The organism is Halalkalibacter alkaliphilus (genome assembly GCF_023555415.1).
In the GTDB taxonomy this organism is placed as follows: Bacteria; Bacillota; Bacilli; order Bacillales; family Bacillaceae_D; genus Halalkalibacter; species Halalkalibacter alkaliphilus.
Genome location: NZ_JAKRYL010000004.1, coordinates 27,897 through 43,381, shown reverse-complemented (window position 1 = coordinate 43,381; position 15,485 = coordinate 27,897). Strand labels below are relative to the sequence as shown.

Here is a 15,485-nt window from a genome sequence, read left to right as displayed (position 1 = left end):
TTTCACCTTCCTATTTGGCAATGCGAATATTAGAAACAGGCCAGAATACTACATTAGCTTTCCCAATTACTTCATCAATATGAATCGTTCCAATATCGCGGCTATCTTTACTTCGACCACGGTTATCCCCAAGAACAAATAGCTCATTTTCAGGAACCGTAATTGCTTGAAAATCTCTTGTAACTCGTTCCCCAGCTGATGCTAGCTTTAATTCATCTAAATGAGGCTCCTCTATTGCTTCTCCATTTACATAGAGTGTATCATTCCTATATTCAATTACATCTCCAGGCAAGCCTATGACGCGTTTTATATAATCTTTTCCAGCGGGTGCATGGAATACAATAATATCAAACCGTTCCGGAGAACCAAAAGTGTAACTTATTTTATTAACAATCATTCTATCAGTATGTTCAAGAGTTGGCATCATGGATTCTCCATCAACAATAACTGGAGCAAATAAGAAATGGCGAATAACAAATGCAAGGACAAGTGCTATAACGACCGCTTTCAGCCACTCCCATGATTCTTTCTTCTCCTTACTCATGCTAACGCCCCCATATGTAACAAATCACAATCATAAGCATTAGTTTACCACATCTACGTTTAGATGTCGTTTTTATCTATCATATTCGGAGTGAATACGTGTCTAATTGGAAAAAGCTTGTTTCATTTAAAAAAGAGCTTAGTTTCCTAAGCTCTTTTCCTCGCTCTTTATCGAATTTCTTTAATACGAGCTTTTTTACCACGTAGACTGCGTAGGTAGTAAAGTTTAGCACGACGTACTTTACCGCGACGCTTCACTTCGATCTTAGCGATCTTTGGTGAATGTAATGGGAATGTACGCTCAACTCCTACACCGTACGAAATCTTACGCGCTGTGAAAGTTTCGCTGATTCCAGTACCGCGACGCTTAATAACAACGCCTTCGAATAACTGAATACGCTCACGAGTTCCCTCAACAACTTTAACGTGGATAACTAAAGTGTCACCAGGGCGAAACGCTGGAAGATCACTACGTAGTTGCTCACTAGTAATTTCACGGATAATGTTGTTCATATAATTCCACTCCTTCCATACAGATGCTCTTGTCAGCTTTATACTACAGCGGAACATCGTAATAACAGGCCTTAAGCCACAAGATCTATATTATCATATCTGATCACTGTTCACAAGTTTTATTTACTCTTTTCTAGTAAATTCATCTAACCACTTTTGTTCCTTCTCACTCAAAGCTTTTCCTTCTAGTAGATCAGGTCGTCTTTCCCAAGTTCTTTTAAGAGATTCACGAGAACGCCAATTCTCGATATTCTTATGATGCCCTGACAAAAGGATCTCAGGAACTTTCATTCCACGAAAGTCTGCCGGTCTAGTATAATGCGGATGCTCAAGTAAACCAGTTGAAAATGAATCAGTAATAGCTGATTCCGCATTTCCAAGCACACCTGGTAATAACCTTGTAACACTATCTGCTATTACCATTGCCCCAAGCTCGCCACCGGTTAATACATAATCACCAATAGATACTTCATCAGTAACAAGATACTCCCTCACCCGCTCGTCATACCCTTCATAATGGCCACAAAGAAGAATGAGATGATCCTCTTTACTAAATTGTTCGGCCTTCTTTTGAGAATATCTTTCCCCCTGCGGGCAGAGCAAAACGACCCTTGGTCTCTTTTGCTCGTCTTTGATTAAGTCGTCAACAGCATCAAATAATGGTTGCGCACGTAAGACCATTCCCGCTCCGCCGCCATACGGATAATCATCCACTTTACGGTGTTTGTTATCAGCATAGGCCCTAAAATCGACAGCCCGATATTGAACAATACCTGACTCCTGTGCATGCTTTAATATGGAGGAACCAAAAACACCCGTAAACATTTCTGGAAACAGTGTTAAAACATCTATTCTCATTCTAGTAACCCTTCTAGCACATGAACACGGATAACTTTTTTATCTACATCTATGTCTTTTACAACGTCTTCAATGTACGGGAGCAATATATCTTTTCCTCCACCTAAGCGTTGTATTACCCAAACATCATTTGCACCAGTTGCAAAAATTTCTTTCACCTTACCAAGCTCTTCCTCTGATTCAGTTATGACGGTACAACCAATAATTTCATGATAGTAAAATTCGTTTTCGTCTAGTTCCTCTAAATATTCTTCAGAAACGTATAGTGTGGAACCCTTGAAACGTTCTACATCATTAATGGAATGGAATCCTTCAAATTGAAGCAAATCAAAATTTTTATGAGGGCGATGATGACGAACAACAACCACTTCCTGATTCCCATTTTCGTCTTTAATCATTAACTCCGTTCCAGCCGTATATCGCTCCTCGGCAAAGTCCGTTGAAGAAATGACACGAACTTCTCCTCTTACACCGTGCGTATTGACAATTTTCCCAACTTTGAACCAATCAGTCATCATTATTCCTACTTTCTCGAATTTCTTGAACAACACCATCTTTTACAATAATCTCAGGAGCTTGCTCTAAGTTTGGCCAAGAGTCTCCTTCTCTAACTTCAATGATACCTTCGGCTGTTCGATCAGGAATTTCTGTTCCAATTTCTAGTTTATCCAACTGCTCGATTTTAAAAGAAATACTACGAGCAGTTTCTTCTCGTTTCTCTATTTCTTTCATATATCGTGCACGTATTTCTTGTTGTTCATTCTTACTAGTTGATTCTCTTATTGCTTTATGTAAAAGAAATTTCATCTGTTCGACTTCACGTTTGCATTGCGTTAATTCCTCTTCAAATTTAGTAACCATCACTGCCTTTTTTGTTTCTGTTAACACTTGTTTAATAACAATTTTACGTAATAGTTTCATCTTGCACCCCTGAAATAACGTGTGATATATTGCAGGTGACTTACTATGTTGGAAAGACTTCTTTTCAAGAACTACTCTAGACAACAAAAAATACTAACTACAATATTTTTATAATAGAAAAAGGGAGAGGTTAATCCCTCACCCTTTCACTGCGTTACTAATCCACGATGTCTAATCGTACCCGTTGCGATGGTGCTGCGGCGTATAACACCGAACGAATCGCTTTGACGGTTCGACCTTGCTTCCCTATGACCTTCCCCATATCGTCAGGATGAACGGTTAATCGTAAGTTAAGGGTTTGTCCCTCTTCTACTTCTTCAACTTGAACAAAATTAGGCTGATCGACAAGTGCTTTTACAATGTGCTCAACTAACGCTTTCATCTGATTCTCCTTTTAATACGTCATCAAAAAGGGAGAGGCAATGGCTCTACTAACTGCAAGCTTATTCAAAACGAAGTACTTTGCATCAGCTTCCTCATTGCTTACAATAAGAACCCAAAAGCAAAAACTTTTGGGTTCTTATTTTATTACTTCTGGTTCTTTGCGTTGTGTAACTTTTCCATTAAACCTTCTTTAGAGAAAAGGTTACGAACTGTATCAGAAGGCTTTGCACCTTTTAACATCCAGTCAAGTGCTTTCTCTTCAGCAATGTCAACCTTAGCCGGTTGAGTTAATGGGTTGTACGTTCCAATCTCCTCGATGAAACGACCATCACGCGGTGCGCGAGAATCTGCTACTACTACACGATAAAATGGGGCCTTCTTAGAACCCATACGCTTTAAACGAATTTTTACTGCCATTCGTGGGACACCTCCAAAAATATTCAACACAATAGTTTATAATATCATCAATTTTTCTAGCTTTCAACTAAAAAAATGGATTTCAAGTTAAAATGGAAGTTTAAAACCTCCAAGACCTTTCCCTCTTTTCTTTCCTTTACCAGAGGTCATACCGGTCATTTGCTTCATCATTTTCTTCATATCCTCAAATTGCTTCAAAAGACGGTTCACATCTTGTATTGTTGTCCCGCTCCCTTTCGCAATTCGACGACGTCTGCTCGCGTTCATAATACTTGGGTCTTGTTTTTCTTTCTTAGTCATTGAACGAACAATCGCTTCGACTTTACCAATTTGCTTGTCGTCAACTTTTAAATCTTTCATGCCTTTTTTGTTCATACCTGGCATCATATTAAGTAACTCATCTAGCGGACCCATATTGCGAACTTGATCTAGTTGCTCTAAGAAATCGTCAAATGTAAAATCCATTGTACGCATTTTCTTCTCAAGCTCACGAGCTTTTTCTTCATCGACATTCGTTTGTGCTTTTTCAATAAGCGAGAGAACATCACCCATTCCTAGAATCCTCGACGCCATGCGATCTGGATGGAATGGTTCGAGTTGGTCGATTTTCTCTCCCATACCCGCAAATTTAATTGGTGTATTCGTAACAGCTTTAACTGAGATGGCAGCACCACCACGAGTGTCACCATCAAGCTTTGTTAGAACTACCCCTGTTACATCAAGTTGTTCGTTAAAACTTTCTGCAACATTTACAGCATCTTGTCCTGTCATTGCATCGACAACAAGTAAAATTTCATCAGGTTTAGCAATTTCTTTTACTTGCTTTAACTCATCCATAAGAGTTTCGTCGATATGCAAACGACCCGCTGTATCAATTAAAACATAATCATGATGATCTTCTTTTGCCTTTTCAATTGCTTGCTTTGCAATCTCTACCGGGCTTACTTGATCACCAAGTGAAAAGACAGGCATATTTAGTTGCTTCCCTAACGTCTCTAACTGCTTAATTGCAGCCGGTCGATATATATCAGCAGCAACGAGCATCGGCTGTCTGTTATGTTTCTTACGTAAGTGATTAGCAAGTTTTGCTGTAGTTGTTGTCTTACCAGCACCTTGAAGCCCGACCATCATAACGACCGTTGGCGACTTCGGTGCAACAGCAATTTTGCTTTGTTCTCCTCCCATTAATGCTGTTAACTCTTCGTTAACAACTTTAATGACTTGTTGTCCAGGCGTTAAACTTTTCATCACTTCTTGCCCAAGTGCTTTTTCTTTCACACTTGCAATGAATTGTTTAACAACTTTAAAGTTAACATCCGCTTCTAGTAAAGCGAGTCGAACTTCACGCATCATTTCTTTCACGTCAGTCTCGCTAACTTTCCCTTTTCCACGAATTTTGGTTAACGTCCCTTGCAGTCGTTCCGCTAAACCTTCAAATGCCATGTTGTCGCCTCCTAGTCTAATTTCTCAAGAGAGTCAAGCAGTGACATGATCTCTTCAGGAGTCGCGTTTTCTTCAACTGCCGATTTCATTTGAGTTAAAAGCTCTGTACGCTTCTCGAATTTCGATAAAAGCATCAACTTCTTTTCGTAATCTTCTAACATTGCTTCTGTACGCTTAATGTTATCATATACGGCTTGGCGACTAACTTCAAACTCCTCAGCAATCTCACCTAACGAGAAATCATCAAGATAATACAATGACATATATTTTCGTTGTTTCTGTGTTAGCAACGACTGGTAGAAGTCAAAAAGATAATTCATTCTAAACGTCTTATCTAACACACAACCAACCCCTTGTTAAGTGATTTCCCTTTACGAGATATCATGTTACAACATCTAGGTTTAAGTGTCAAGTTTTTTTCTTAACATTACATTTCAATAACAAAAGCTTCTATCAGCTGTAGCCCCAGATCCCTTAAAAAATCATAGACATTTATGTTATAAAACGAGAACCGCACTTATAGTTGTACGGTCTCTTGGATAACTAACTGGTTATTCTTCTACTTCTTCTGCTTCGACTAATTCACGGAATAATCCATAAACAAATTGTTCCGCATCAAACGCTTGAAGATCATCCATCTGTTCACCTAAACCAACAAACTTTACAGGGATATCTAGTTCATGACGAATCGCCAGGACAATTCCCCCCTTAGCTGTTCCGTCAAGCTTTGTCAAAACAATCCCTGAGACGTTAGTAGCTTTACCGAATGTCTTTGCTTGTGACATTGCATTTTGTCCTGTTGTTGCATCTAGAACGAGCAACACTTCATGAGGTGCTCCTGGGACCTCGCGTTCAATGACACGCTTTACCTTTTCTAATTCATTCATTAAATTCACTTTATTCTGAAGGCGCCCAGCTGTATCACATAATAGAACATCGATGTTACGTGATTTCGCGGCTTGTAAGGCATCATACATAACAGCAGCTGGATCCGATCCCTCTTGCTGCTTAATAACATCAACCCCTACACGCTCTCCCCATACTTCAAGCTGTTCAATAGCTCCTGCACGGAACGTATCACCTGCTGCCATCATGACAGATTTACCTTCCTGCTTAAGGTGATGAGCTAATTTACCTATTGATGTTGTTTTCCCTACTCCATTTACGCCTACAACCAAAATAACCGTCATTCCATTTTCTTGAATGTTTAAACTTGTATCATCGCCCTCTTTTTCTAATAGCTCAGCAAGTTTCTCTGAAATGACCGGCTGAATTTCTTTTGTATCTTTAATATTTCGTAAGCGAACTTCATCTTTTAATTGATCAATTAATTCCATAACAGTCGTCACACCAACGTCGGAACTAATTAATAATTCTTCTAATTCCTCAAAAAAGTCTTCATCGACTTTACGATATTTATAAACAAGTTCATTCATGCGTCCAACAAATGAATCACGAGTTTTCTCGAGTCCTTCTTTAAACTTGTCCGTAACTTCAGTCGTTTGACTAGTGATTTTCTCTTTTAATTTTTTAAAGAAACTCATATTTTCACCTTACCTTATATATTTATTGTATTTATAAATAAAGCTAAGTTCTCATTCTTGTGTTAACAATTCTTTGGTTTCTTCTAACCTGACTGAAACTAGTCGTGATACACCTGACTCTTGCATCGTAACGCCATACAGTACGTCTGCTTCTTCCATCGTTCCTTTCCGATGAGTAATCACAATAAACTGAGTAGCTTCACTAAAGTCTTTTAAGAAATTCGCAAATCGACTAACATTTGCCTCATCAAGAGCTGCCTCCACCTCATCCAACACACAAAACGGAACAGGACGGACTTTTAATATAGCAAAAAGTAAGCCAATCGCCGTAAGTGAACGTTCTCCACCAGATAAGAGGGCTAAGTTTTGCATTTTTTTACCCGGTGGTTTTGCAAGAATTTCGACTCCTGTTTCCAACAGGTTATCAGGATCGGTTAATACTAAATCAGCTTGTCCTCCACCGAACAATTCCCTAAAAACAGTTTGGAAATGAGCGCGAATTTGAACATAAGAATCACGGAACCTTTTGGTCATTTCTGCATCCATTTCTGCAATCACATCATGTAAAGTAGTTTTAGCAGTGAGTAAGTCCTTCTGTTGCTCTGTTAAAAATTCAAATCTCTCTCGAACTCGCTCAAACTCTTCGATAGCACCTAAATTGACCGTCCCTAGTTCTTCGATTGCTAATTTAATTAGCTTCACTTTTGTTCGCGCTTCTTCAGGGGGCATCGTAAGCTCATATTTTTCTTTTGCTGCTTGAAAAGAAAGCTCATACTCTTCACGAAGATGTGTTAACCGATTATCTAGCTCAACATCCATTCGGTTCACTTTCACCTCAATTTTACGACATTCGTCAGAGAGAGTTACATGTTCTGTTTGCTGAACTTTCAACGTATGCTCAAGGTCAGCGTAAGCCAATTCTACTTCCTCACGCTCACTCTTCATTTTGGAGATAGCATTTGTTAAGCTTTCTTTTTGTTTACGACCTTCTTCAATTCTGGCATCAAGGCTAGTTTCTCCATTTGAACGGTCGGACATTTCACCAACAAGTAATTCAAAATGATCCTTAAGTTCATTAAGTTCTTCTTCTAACTTGGATTTTGTTAACGTCAGTTGTTTTGAGCGCACTTCGACTGAATGAAACCTTTCTTTAGCCGTAGCTAAATCAATCTTCTCTTGAATTAATTCTTCTTGGAGATTTTCTCTTGATTTTCGCTGTTCTAATTGCTGCTGTTCAAGGTATTTTACTTGATTTTCTAATTCAGCACCTTGTTTCGAAGCCATCTCAGAAGACTCCTCAAGTTCTGACAACCGGTTTTTCAGACGTATAATCTCCTCTGAATAACCTGCTTTATCTCGATCAAAACGAGAGAATTGATCTTGGGATCGTTCCACCTCTCGTTCGAGTTCACGAACTGTTGACTTAGCTTCTTGAACAGCATGTCTAGCATTTTCACCCTTCGTTCGAAGCTCTTCTAAAGCTCGCTCTTTTTGAGCACGCATTTGTTTTAATTCTCTTACTTCATCCTCAAGCTTCACCGTCACACTGTTAAGTTTTTGTAGCTTTTCTTTTAAATCTTCAAGCTCTCTTTTGCGACCTAGTAGCGGCGTCTGTTTTTGCTTTACTGAACCACCTGTCATTGATCCACCAGGATTAACGACATCACCTTCAAGGGTGACAATTCGTAACCTGTGTCCAGAGAGCTTGGCCAATTCATTTGCTCCTTGAAGAGTACTCGCGATAATCACGTTTCCAAGTAGATTAGAAATAACTGATTCATACGTCTTTTCATAGGAAAGCAGAGAGGCTGCAACGCCGACAAATGCAGAATGTTTTTCAAGTTGATTTAGTTGAAATTCAGCGATTGCTTTTGGCTTAATTACGGGTAATGGCAAAAAGGTCGCTCGGCCAATTCGATTTTGTTTTAAAAATTGGATTGCTAGCCTTGCATCTGCCTCTGATTCCATTACGATATGCTGAGAAGCACCTCCTAACGCAATTTCAATCGCTGTTTCATACTCCTTTGGAACTTGGATCAGTTCTGCTACAGCACCTACCACACCTTTTAACTTACCGTCTCTTGCTTTCAATACTTCTTTGACACCATGAAAGAAACCAGAAAAATCAGCTTGCATTTCTTCCAACACATCGGCTCGAGATTGAATTTTCTGTGCCATTTGATACGTTTCATATAATTGTGTTTCTTTCTTCTGATATCGCCCTTTCTCTTGTTCATAGGTCCTTAGCAAATTTCGATATTCCTCACCTATTTTTTCAAGGGCACGTTCTCCCAAAGCAGCTTCTTGCTTAGCCGATTCAAGCTTTGTCAGAAGTTCCTCTCGCGTTGAGAGTAAATCTTCATTTTCTACTAATAGCCGATCCTGCCTTGCCTCTTGCTTTTGTAATTGTTCTTCTAAATAACGTCTTTCATTACGAATGCTCGCCTGTTCATTCAAAACCTCAATATAATCTGCCTTTAGTTGATCAATTTCTTCTTCTACATCCGTAACCGAGCGTTCGACAACTTGTTGTTTTTTTTCAACCGCCTCTTTTAATGCAGATAACTTCTGTCGTGCATCCTTAAGAGCAACCTGTTCACTTTGCCACTCAACAAGAATCTTTTCTAACTGTGATGTTTTATCATTGATCGAACGTTTGAGCTGCTCTTTGTTTTGAGAAGCATTCTTTTTCCGTTCTTTTAACACTTCTCGTTTCCCTTCACTCTTCTCAAGCTCTTCACTTGCATAGAGTAATTCCTCTTGCAACTTTGTAAATTGAGATGATAACCGACTCGTTTTCTCACGCAATGAAATTCGTAATTGCTCCATCTCTTCAAGATTTTTTTGACGCTCCTCATATGTTAGTAACAGATTCTGGAGCTTTTCTTTCTCAGACGTCCAAGTTTCATGCAATTCATCTATTTCATGTACTAATAAAGCAATATCCACTTCTTTTAACTCATCGCGTTTATGTAAATAATCCTTAGCAATCGAAGCTTGAATTTCTAATGGCTCTACTTGACCTTCTAATTCATGCAAAATATCTTCTACACGGTATAGATTTTCCTGTGTTTCGTGCAATCGCTTTTCAGCTTTCACTTTTCTTGTTTTGTATTTTAATACACCTGCTGCTTCTTCGAAAATCACACGACGATCTTCAGCTTTATTGCTTAAAATCTCTTCAACTTTTCCTTGACCAATAATCGAGTAAGCCTCTCTCCCTAAACCTGAATCAAGAAATAAATCAACGATATCTTTGAGGCGGCAAGTTTGCTTATTAATCAAGTATTCACTTTCACCTGAACGAAAAACTCTCCTTGTCACACTAACTTCGCTATAATCTATTGAAAGATGCTGATCTTCATTATCCAAAATAAGACTAACTTCTGCGTAGTTTAATGGCTTCCTACTATCACTACCGGCAAAAATAATATCTTCCATTTTTGACCCTCGTAATGATTTCGCAGATTGTTCACCTAGCACCCATCTGATGCTATCTGATATGTTACTTTTCCCACTTCCATTTGGTCCAACCACTGCTGTAACCCCTGGTACAAAATCAATATTGATTTGTTCAGCAAAAGATTTGAACCCAACGACTTCAAGTCGCTTGAGGAACATATTCCTTCCCCCTTACTTTAATTAACAACTAACCTATTTTACCACAGCCTGATCCTTTATTACAGATGGACAGGACAAACAGGTAAGTCTATGATACGATACATACATAAACCATCATAGGGGTGAAATAAGTAAATGAATTTAGATGCAAACACACGCGATAATATTGAATTTATGATTGAGGAAATTAAAAACAAGTTACAAATCGTAAATGCAGCTGCCTTAAATTCCAAAAGCTTTGATACCGAACAGTACGAAGAGCTTCGCGATATTTATGAAATGATTCAAAAAAAATCTTCCTTCTCTGTTAGTGAGCTCGATGCAATTGTCACTGAATTAGGAAAGCTCCGTAAATAAATTGCGCTATTCATTTTATAGTAGAGGTTTCTATCTACAAAAAAATGTCCTCTCGATTATGTTCATGAGAGGACATTTTTTTATTTTAGCTTCTCTTGCTCGCTTAACTTCATTAAAGCTTGTTGAGCAGCATGTTGCTCCGCTTCTTTCTTTGAACGTCCTGTTCCAATCCCAAGAGCTGATTCATTCAATTGCACTTCTGAGACAAACTCTCGATTATGTGCAGGCCCTCGTTCCTGTACGATGATGTATTGTATTTGTCCCAGGTTATCTCGTTGAATGAACTCTTGAAGCTGACTTTTGAAATCCATCATATGAGAAAAAGCACCATCATTAATTTTTGGATACATCGTATCATTCAAAAATTTGAAAACTGAATCCAATCCTTGATCAAGATAAAGAGCACCTATAAACGCTTCAAAGACATCTGCTAATAAAGCAGGTCTAGCGCGTCCACCTGTCATTTCTTCTCCCTTGCCAAGCAAGACGATCTCGCCAAAGTGTAATTCTTGAGCAAATTGTGCAAGGGAAGGTTCGCACACAATCGATGCACGTAACTTTGTCATATCCCCTTCACTCATCGTCTTGAATTTCTTAAATAAAAACTGCGAGACAGAAAGTTCAAGGACGGCGTCTCCAAGAAATTCCAATCGCTCGTTATCTTGAAAAGAATAGATTCGGTGCTCATTCACATAGGATGAATGGGTGAAAGCTTGAATAAGTAGCTTTTTGTTTTCAAAAGTCAACTCAGTTCGTTGCATTAAATCATCAAACTTTTTTTTCTGTTCTTCAGTAAGAATCATCTTTCGATTTCCCCGTCTTCGATCATTTGAATAATGGGACTTCGACTTTCGGTGATATTTCGAAGATTGTGGCATAGCTACCTCCAACATCATTAATTAGCAACCAACGCTTGACTGTATGAGACAATTCATTGGCCATGTAATAAATTGAAAAGCAAGTCCCACATGGCAAAAGCATATGGGACTCCCTTCTTACTGACGGCTGTTTATGTAATCAACTACATCAGCTACAGTTGAAATTTTCTCCGCTTCCTCATCAGAGATTTCTAGATCAAACTCATCTTCAAGTTCCATAACTAGTTCAACAACATCCAATGAATCAGCCCCTAAATCATCCTTAAAAGAAGCTTCTGGTTTCACTTCTGCTTCTTCCACACCTAGACGATCAACAACGATTTTCGTAACACGTGATAATGTATCTGCCATGTTTCGTTCACCTCCTCTCAAAAATTAACCTAACTTAAATGTTTAAGCTAGTGTTGAAGGCTAGGAAAAGTTTACCGATGAACTCCCTTTCTGTCAACCTGAAATTTATAAGTTGTTATAAAATAGGAAGGGTACTCTTGCCTTGAGTTTTTTCAAGGGGAAAACGATCCTTACCCATAACCGTGTGAACATGTTTGCGATGGCTTCTCTCGCCGTGCGCCTTTTAGGAGAAACCCGCTCCTAAAAGGCTTAAAACATTACGGCGGCTCCGCTCATCGCTTCGAGTTAATATAAAAAGGGAAGTTCGCCCTTTTTATATTAACTCTTACATAACCATTCCTCCATCTACATGGAGGGTTTGGCCTGTCATGTAGTCGGCATCTGTGCTTGCTAGGAAACGAATGACATTGGCAATGTTTTCTGGTTTCCCTAAAGTTGCGAGTGGGATTTGTGAAAGGAGTTGCCCTTTCATGTCTTCACCAAGCTCATCTGTCATATCCGTTTCAATAAAACCAGGAGCAACCGCGTTCACATGAATGTTGCGGTTTGCAAGTTCTCTTGCCATTGTTTTTGTCAGACCAATGACACCCGCTTTGGCTGCCACATAATTGGCTTGTCCGGCATTTCCAAGAACTCCGACAACTGATGCTACATTAATTATACGACCATAGCGCTGTTTCATCATTTGTCTTGTAACAGCCTTTCCGCAATTAAAGACGCCTTTTAAGTTCGTATTAATAACCGCATCCCATTCGTCTTCTTTCATTCTCATGATTAAATTATCTTTTGTAATCCCTGCATTGTTAACGAGAATATCAACACGTCCAAATGCATCAATCGTTTCTTTCACCATTGCTTGCACTTGTTCAGCATTGGCAACATCAGCTTGAACAGCTAGAGCGTCTACTCCAAATGCTTTTATTTCAGCAACGACTTGCTCAGCACGTTCCTGACTACCTGCATAATTGACAACTACATTGGCCCCATTGCGACCTAATTCAATAGCAGTCGCTCGTCCGATTCCACGAGAAGCTCCCGTAACGATAGCCGTTTTCCCTTGTAACATCATTCTGTCACCCCTTCTAACATTTCTTTCACTTTTAACACGCCTTCTCGGTTACTCACAGCAACCACCTTGGCTCTTCTTTCCACTTTGCGGACAAGACCTGATAAGACGTTACCTGATCCCACTTCTACAAACAAATCTACTCCTTCTGCAAGAAGCGTCCGAATTGTATCTTCCCAAAGGACTGGTGAATACACTTGTTCAATTAAATTTTCTCTTATTTGCGACGCATCTTGCACTCCTTTTGCTGATACATTAGCAATAACAGGAACGGAAGCGTCTGTAACTACCAGTTGTCCAAGAATCGTTTGTAATTTCTCTGCTGCCGGCTTCATTAAACTCGAATGAAACGGTCCACTAACTTGAAGTGGAATCACTCTTTTTGCTCCAGCTTCTTTTGCTTTTTCTGAAGCAAGCTCTACTCCTTTTGCTGATCCGGAAATGACAATTTGACCTGGACAGTTTAAGTTTGCAAGTTCAGCAGTTTCTGATGTTTCAACGTTTACACTAGAGCAGACTTCACCAAGAACGCTACTTTCTAATCCAAGAACGGCAGCCATAGCTCCTTCTCCGAAAGGAACAGCTTCCTCCATAAATAAACCACGATTCCTTACAGCAAATACAGCATCTTCAAATGACATCGCACCAGCTGCAACCAATGCACTATATTCACCTAAACTATGCCCAGCTACAAAATCAGGCTTAATGTTTTCTTTATGTAAGAGTTCTAGTACCGCTGTACTCATTGTTACTAATGCTGGCTGCGTGTTCTCCGTACGTTTTAGCGTTTCTTCAGGCCCATTAAGCATAATCTCAGATAGTGAGTATCCTAATTTTTGATCCGCACGTTCAAATATCGCTTGACTTACTTGTTCCTCATTAATTAATTCTTGCCCCATTCCAACAGCTTGAGACCCTTGTCCTGGAAATAAAAAAGCTATTTTTGGCACAGGTCATCCCTCCTCTATACTTTCTCTTCGACTTTGGCTACTTCATTTTTAATAATTGTAACGACTTGATGCTCCACCATCTCTTTAGCTTGCCTAATAGCATGAAAGACAGCTGTAGCGTCAGATGAACCGTGAGCTTTAATGACAGGTGCCCTAAGACCGTACAATCCAGCTCCACCATATTCTGAATAACTTAATTGACTCTTTATCCCTCTAAGGCTAGACTTTAAAACACCTGCTGCAAGCTTGTTAACAAATGAACTCGTTAACTCTTTCTTCAACAAAGAAAACAAAGTTCCTGCAGTTCCTTCAACCGATTTTAGAACAAGGTTCCCCGAGAAACCGTCGCAAACGACAACATCCGCTACACCCGACAATAAATCGCGTGCCTCAACGTTCCCAATAAAATTTATGTCACTTGATTTTAGAAGAGGAAAAGCTGCTTTTGTAAGTTCGTTTCCCTTCCCGTCTTCGGTACCGACATTTAATAAACCTACACGAGGATTGTTCACATTACGTACCATTTCCATGTAGGTCTTGCCAATAATTGCATATTGTTGAAGATGTTCCGGCTTTGCATCCATGTTTGCACCTACGTCTAACAATAAGAAACCTTTTCCATCTAATGTTGGCAGCATAGGAGACAATGCAGGTCGATCAATTCCTTTAATACGACCAACATGCAGCAAGCCTGCTGTCATTAACGCTCCTGTATTTCCTGCAGAAATACAAGCATCGGCACGACCTTCTTTTACTTCCCTCACGGATAAAACCATCGAAGAATCTTTCTTTCTGCGAACGGCCGTCGTGGGCTGATCTGTATCTTCAATTTTTTCCGTTGTATGTAAAATGGTGATTCGCTTGTCATTTGTTATATGTTTTTTTATTTCTTCTTCATTCCCTACTAACGTAATGTTTAGTTCAGGAAACGACTTAATCGCATTTTGAGCAGCTTCAACTTGAGCTTTGGGCGAGTGATCTCCTCCCATAGCATCGATGGATATATTCATTAGGACTCTCTCCTTCTCGACTCTCTTTCATTTGTCCGGAACATGACGAATTCCCCTGAAAAAACGAGCTCCTGTTCAACATAACTTCGTACGTCAACAGTCGTCCTCTCTTTTTCAGTACCAGTTACCTTCGCTTTAGCGATTACTCTTTCTCCCGCTTGTACTTGTCTAGTAAATCGAATCGTAGCCTTTCTAGTAAGGGCCATTTCATCATTTATAATAGCTACAGCGAGCGAATTGGCCTGGGCAAATAAGTGATGTCCTCGCGCAATACCTGACCTCGAAAAAACATGTTCTTTTCGGACGTCTAATATCGATATCGCACGTTCATCAAGCTGAAGATCCACAATTTCTCCAATTACTTCCTCAGGAGAAAGAGCTTTTACATCATCCAGTTGTTTTTTTGCGACACCTTTAATTCTTTCACGCAATTCAGGAATTGCTAATTCTAATCGATCAAGGCGGATAGTTTGAATACTCACAGAAAATCGATCAGCAAGATCTTCATCGGTCATAAAAGGATTTTCTTCTAATGTCTCTTTCAAGAGTTCCTGTCTTTCCTTTTTTTTTCGTTTCATGGCTTACACCGCCCACTTTTGCTCATTGAATATATGACTAGGTCCTAAGAG

Annotated in this window: 18 protein-coding genes; 1 reads left to right on the top strand and 17 read right to left on the bottom strand. The window is 39.4% G+C overall.

Features of this window, described 5'->3' with window-relative positions:
- Positions 1 to 10 precede the first annotated feature (10 nt).
- The 11 genes from lepB to smc form a co-directional block, all read right to left on the bottom strand.
- Entirely contained in the window at positions 11 to 544 is a 534-nt protein-coding gene (gene lepB, locus MF646_RS04850; RefSeq protein WP_250095369.1) for a signal peptidase I, read from the bottom strand.
- A gap of 167 nt (positions 545 to 711) precedes the next feature.
- Positions 712 to 1,056: a 50S ribosomal protein L19 gene (gene rplS / locus MF646_RS04845; RefSeq protein ID WP_034629686.1), complete on the bottom strand. Its 345-nt coding sequence runs from the start codon at positions 1,054 to 1,056 to the stop codon at positions 712 to 714.
- Between the two features lie 123 nt (positions 1,057 to 1,179).
- The gene (gene trmD, locus MF646_RS04840) at positions 1,180 to 1,914 is read right to left on the bottom strand and encodes a tRNA (guanosine(37)-N1)-methyltransferase TrmD (RefSeq protein ID WP_250095368.1); all 735 of its coding nucleotides are present in this window, start codon (positions 1,912 to 1,914) and stop codon (positions 1,180 to 1,182) included.
- Entirely contained in the window at positions 1,911 to 2,429 is a 519-nt protein-coding gene (gene rimM / locus MF646_RS04835; RefSeq protein ID WP_250095367.1) for a ribosome maturation factor RimM, read from the bottom strand. Before rimM ends, trmD begins: the two co-directional genes overlap by 4 nt.
- On the bottom strand, positions 2,422 to 2,835 hold the full coding sequence (locus MF646_RS04830; RefSeq protein ID WP_250095366.1) for a YlqD family protein: 414 nt from the start codon (positions 2,833 to 2,835) through the stop codon (positions 2,422 to 2,424). The genes rimM and MF646_RS04830 overlap by 8 nt, the downstream gene beginning before the upstream one ends.
- A 157-nt stretch (positions 2,836 to 2,992) precedes the next feature.
- The gene (locus MF646_RS04825; RefSeq protein WP_250095365.1) at positions 2,993 to 3,217 is read right to left on the bottom strand and encodes a KH domain-containing protein; all 225 of its coding nucleotides are present in this window, start codon (positions 3,215 to 3,217) and stop codon (positions 2,993 to 2,995) included.
- A gap of 146 nt (positions 3,218 to 3,363) precedes the next feature.
- Entirely contained in the window at positions 3,364 to 3,636 is a 273-nt protein-coding gene (gene rpsP, locus MF646_RS04820; protein ID WP_034629696.1) for a 30S ribosomal protein S16, read from the bottom strand.
- Positions 3,637 to 3,723: 87 nt separating this feature from the next.
- Positions 3,724 to 5,079 carry a signal recognition particle protein gene (gene ffh, locus MF646_RS04815; protein WP_250095364.1) on the bottom strand — a complete coding sequence of 452 codons (1,356 nt, stop codon included), beginning with the start codon at positions 5,077 to 5,079 and terminating at the stop codon, positions 3,724 to 3,726.
- 11 nt (positions 5,080 to 5,090) lie between these two features.
- Positions 5,091 to 5,399 carry a putative DNA-binding protein gene (locus tag MF646_RS04810; protein ID WP_420842480.1) on the bottom strand — a complete coding sequence of 103 codons (309 nt, stop codon included), beginning with the start codon at positions 5,397 to 5,399 and terminating at the stop codon, positions 5,091 to 5,093.
- 231 nt (positions 5,400 to 5,630) lie between these two features.
- A complete protein-coding gene (ftsY, locus tag MF646_RS04805; protein WP_250095362.1) occupies positions 5,631 to 6,623 on the bottom strand; it encodes a signal recognition particle-docking protein FtsY in 993 nt (330 codons plus the stop codon).
- A 51-nt stretch (positions 6,624 to 6,674) separates the two neighbouring features.
- Entirely contained in the window at positions 6,675 to 10,244 is a 3,570-nt protein-coding gene (gene smc, locus MF646_RS04800) for a chromosome segregation protein SMC (protein WP_250095361.1), read from the bottom strand.
- Between the two features lie 135 nt (positions 10,245 to 10,379).
- Between smc and MF646_RS04795 the strand changes: the two genes are divergently transcribed.
- Positions 10,380 to 10,601 carry a DUF1128 domain-containing protein gene (locus tag MF646_RS04795; protein ID WP_250095360.1) on the top strand — a complete coding sequence of 74 codons (222 nt, stop codon included), beginning with the start codon at positions 10,380 to 10,382 and terminating at the stop codon, positions 10,599 to 10,601.
- A gap of 80 nt (positions 10,602 to 10,681) precedes the next feature.
- Here the strand turns inward: MF646_RS04795 and rnc are convergent, their stop codons facing one another.
- From rnc to fapR, 6 genes are all read right to left on the bottom strand, one after another.
- The gene (gene rnc / locus MF646_RS04790) at positions 10,682 to 11,404 is read right to left on the bottom strand and encodes a ribonuclease III (protein ID WP_250095584.1); all 723 of its coding nucleotides are present in this window, start codon (positions 11,402 to 11,404) and stop codon (positions 10,682 to 10,684) included.
- A gap of 192 nt (positions 11,405 to 11,596) precedes the next feature.
- Positions 11,597 to 11,830 carry an acyl carrier protein gene (gene acpP / locus MF646_RS04785; protein WP_034740877.1) on the bottom strand — a complete coding sequence of 78 codons (234 nt, stop codon included), beginning with the start codon at positions 11,828 to 11,830 and terminating at the stop codon, positions 11,597 to 11,599.
- Positions 11,831 to 12,155: 325 nt separating this feature from the next.
- Positions 12,156 to 12,896, bottom strand: a complete 741-nt coding sequence (gene fabG / locus MF646_RS04780; RefSeq protein ID WP_250095359.1) for a 3-oxoacyl-[acyl-carrier-protein] reductase — start codon at positions 12,894 to 12,896, stop codon at positions 12,156 to 12,158.
- Complete coding sequence (fabD, locus tag MF646_RS04775; protein WP_250095358.1) at positions 12,896 to 13,846, bottom strand: ACP S-malonyltransferase; 951 nt, start codon at positions 13,844 to 13,846, stop codon at positions 12,896 to 12,898. The genes fabG and fabD overlap by 1 nt, the downstream gene beginning before the upstream one ends.
- A gap of 14 nt (positions 13,847 to 13,860) precedes the next feature.
- Positions 13,861 to 14,856, bottom strand: coding sequence for a phosphate acyltransferase PlsX (plsX, locus tag MF646_RS04770; protein ID WP_250095357.1), 996 nt, complete (start codon positions 14,854 to 14,856; stop codon positions 13,861 to 13,863).
- On the bottom strand, positions 14,856 to 15,434 hold the full coding sequence (fapR, locus tag MF646_RS04765; RefSeq protein ID WP_250095356.1) for a transcription factor FapR: 579 nt from the start codon (positions 15,432 to 15,434) through the stop codon (positions 14,856 to 14,858). The genes plsX and fapR overlap by 1 nt, the downstream gene beginning before the upstream one ends.
- Positions 15,435 to 15,485: the final 51 nt, after the last annotated feature.

Bases quoted from the DNA above. Each gene is read 5' to 3' on its own strand.
- smc (WP_250095361.1), bottom strand. From the start codon at position 10,244: ATGTTCCTCAAGCGACTTGAAGTCGTTGGGTTCAAATCTTTTGCTGAA.
- MF646_RS04830 (WP_250095366.1), bottom strand. From the start codon at position 2,835: ATGAAACTATTACGTAAAATTGTTATTAAACAAGTGTTAACAGAAACA.
- rpsP (WP_034629696.1), bottom strand. From the start codon at position 3,636: ATGGCAGTAAAAATTCGTTTAAAGCGTATGGGTTCTAAGAAGGCCCCA.
- plsX (WP_250095357.1), bottom strand. From the start codon at position 14,856: ATGAATATATCCATCGATGCTATGGGAGGAGATCACTCGCCCAAAGCT.
- rplS (WP_034629686.1), bottom strand. From the start codon at position 1,056: ATGAACAACATTATCCGTGAAATTACTAGTGAGCAACTACGTAGTGAT.
- MF646_RS04825 (WP_250095365.1), bottom strand. From the start codon at position 3,217: ATGAAAGCGTTAGTTGAGCACATTGTAAAAGCACTTGTCGATCAGCCT.
- rimM (WP_250095367.1), bottom strand. From the start codon at position 2,429: ATGACTGATTGGTTCAAAGTTGGGAAAATTGTCAATACGCACGGTGTA.
- ftsY (WP_250095362.1), bottom strand. From the start codon at position 6,623: ATGAGTTTCTTTAAAAAATTAAAAGAGAAAATCACTAGTCAAACGACT.
- rnc (WP_250095584.1), bottom strand. From the start codon at position 11,404: ATGATTCTTACTGAAGAACAGAAAAAAAAGTTTGATGATTTAATGCAA.
- fapR (WP_250095356.1), bottom strand. From the start codon at position 15,434: ATGAAACGAAAAAAAAAGGAAAGACAGGAACTCTTGAAAGAGACATTA.
- lepB (WP_250095369.1), bottom strand. From the start codon at position 544: ATGAGTAAGGAGAAGAAAGAATCATGGGAGTGGCTGAAAGCGGTCGTT.
- ffh (WP_250095364.1), bottom strand. From the start codon at position 5,079: ATGGCATTTGAAGGTTTAGCGGAACGACTGCAAGGGACGTTAACCAAA.
- acpP (WP_034740877.1), bottom strand. From the start codon at position 11,830: ATGGCAGATACATTATCACGTGTTACGAAAATCGTTGTTGATCGTCTA.
- MF646_RS04795 (WP_250095360.1), top strand. From the start codon at position 10,380: ATGAATTTAGATGCAAACACACGCGATAATATTGAATTTATGATTGAG.
- fabG (WP_250095359.1), bottom strand. From the start codon at position 12,896: ATGTTACAAGGGAAAACGGCTATCGTTACGGGAGCTTCTCGTGGAATC.
- MF646_RS04810 (WP_420842480.1), bottom strand. From the start codon at position 5,399: ATGAATTATCTTTTTGACTTCTACCAGTCGTTGCTAACACAGAAACAA.
- trmD (WP_250095368.1), bottom strand. From the start codon at position 1,914: ATGAGAATAGATGTTTTAACACTGTTTCCAGAAATGTTTACGGGTGTT.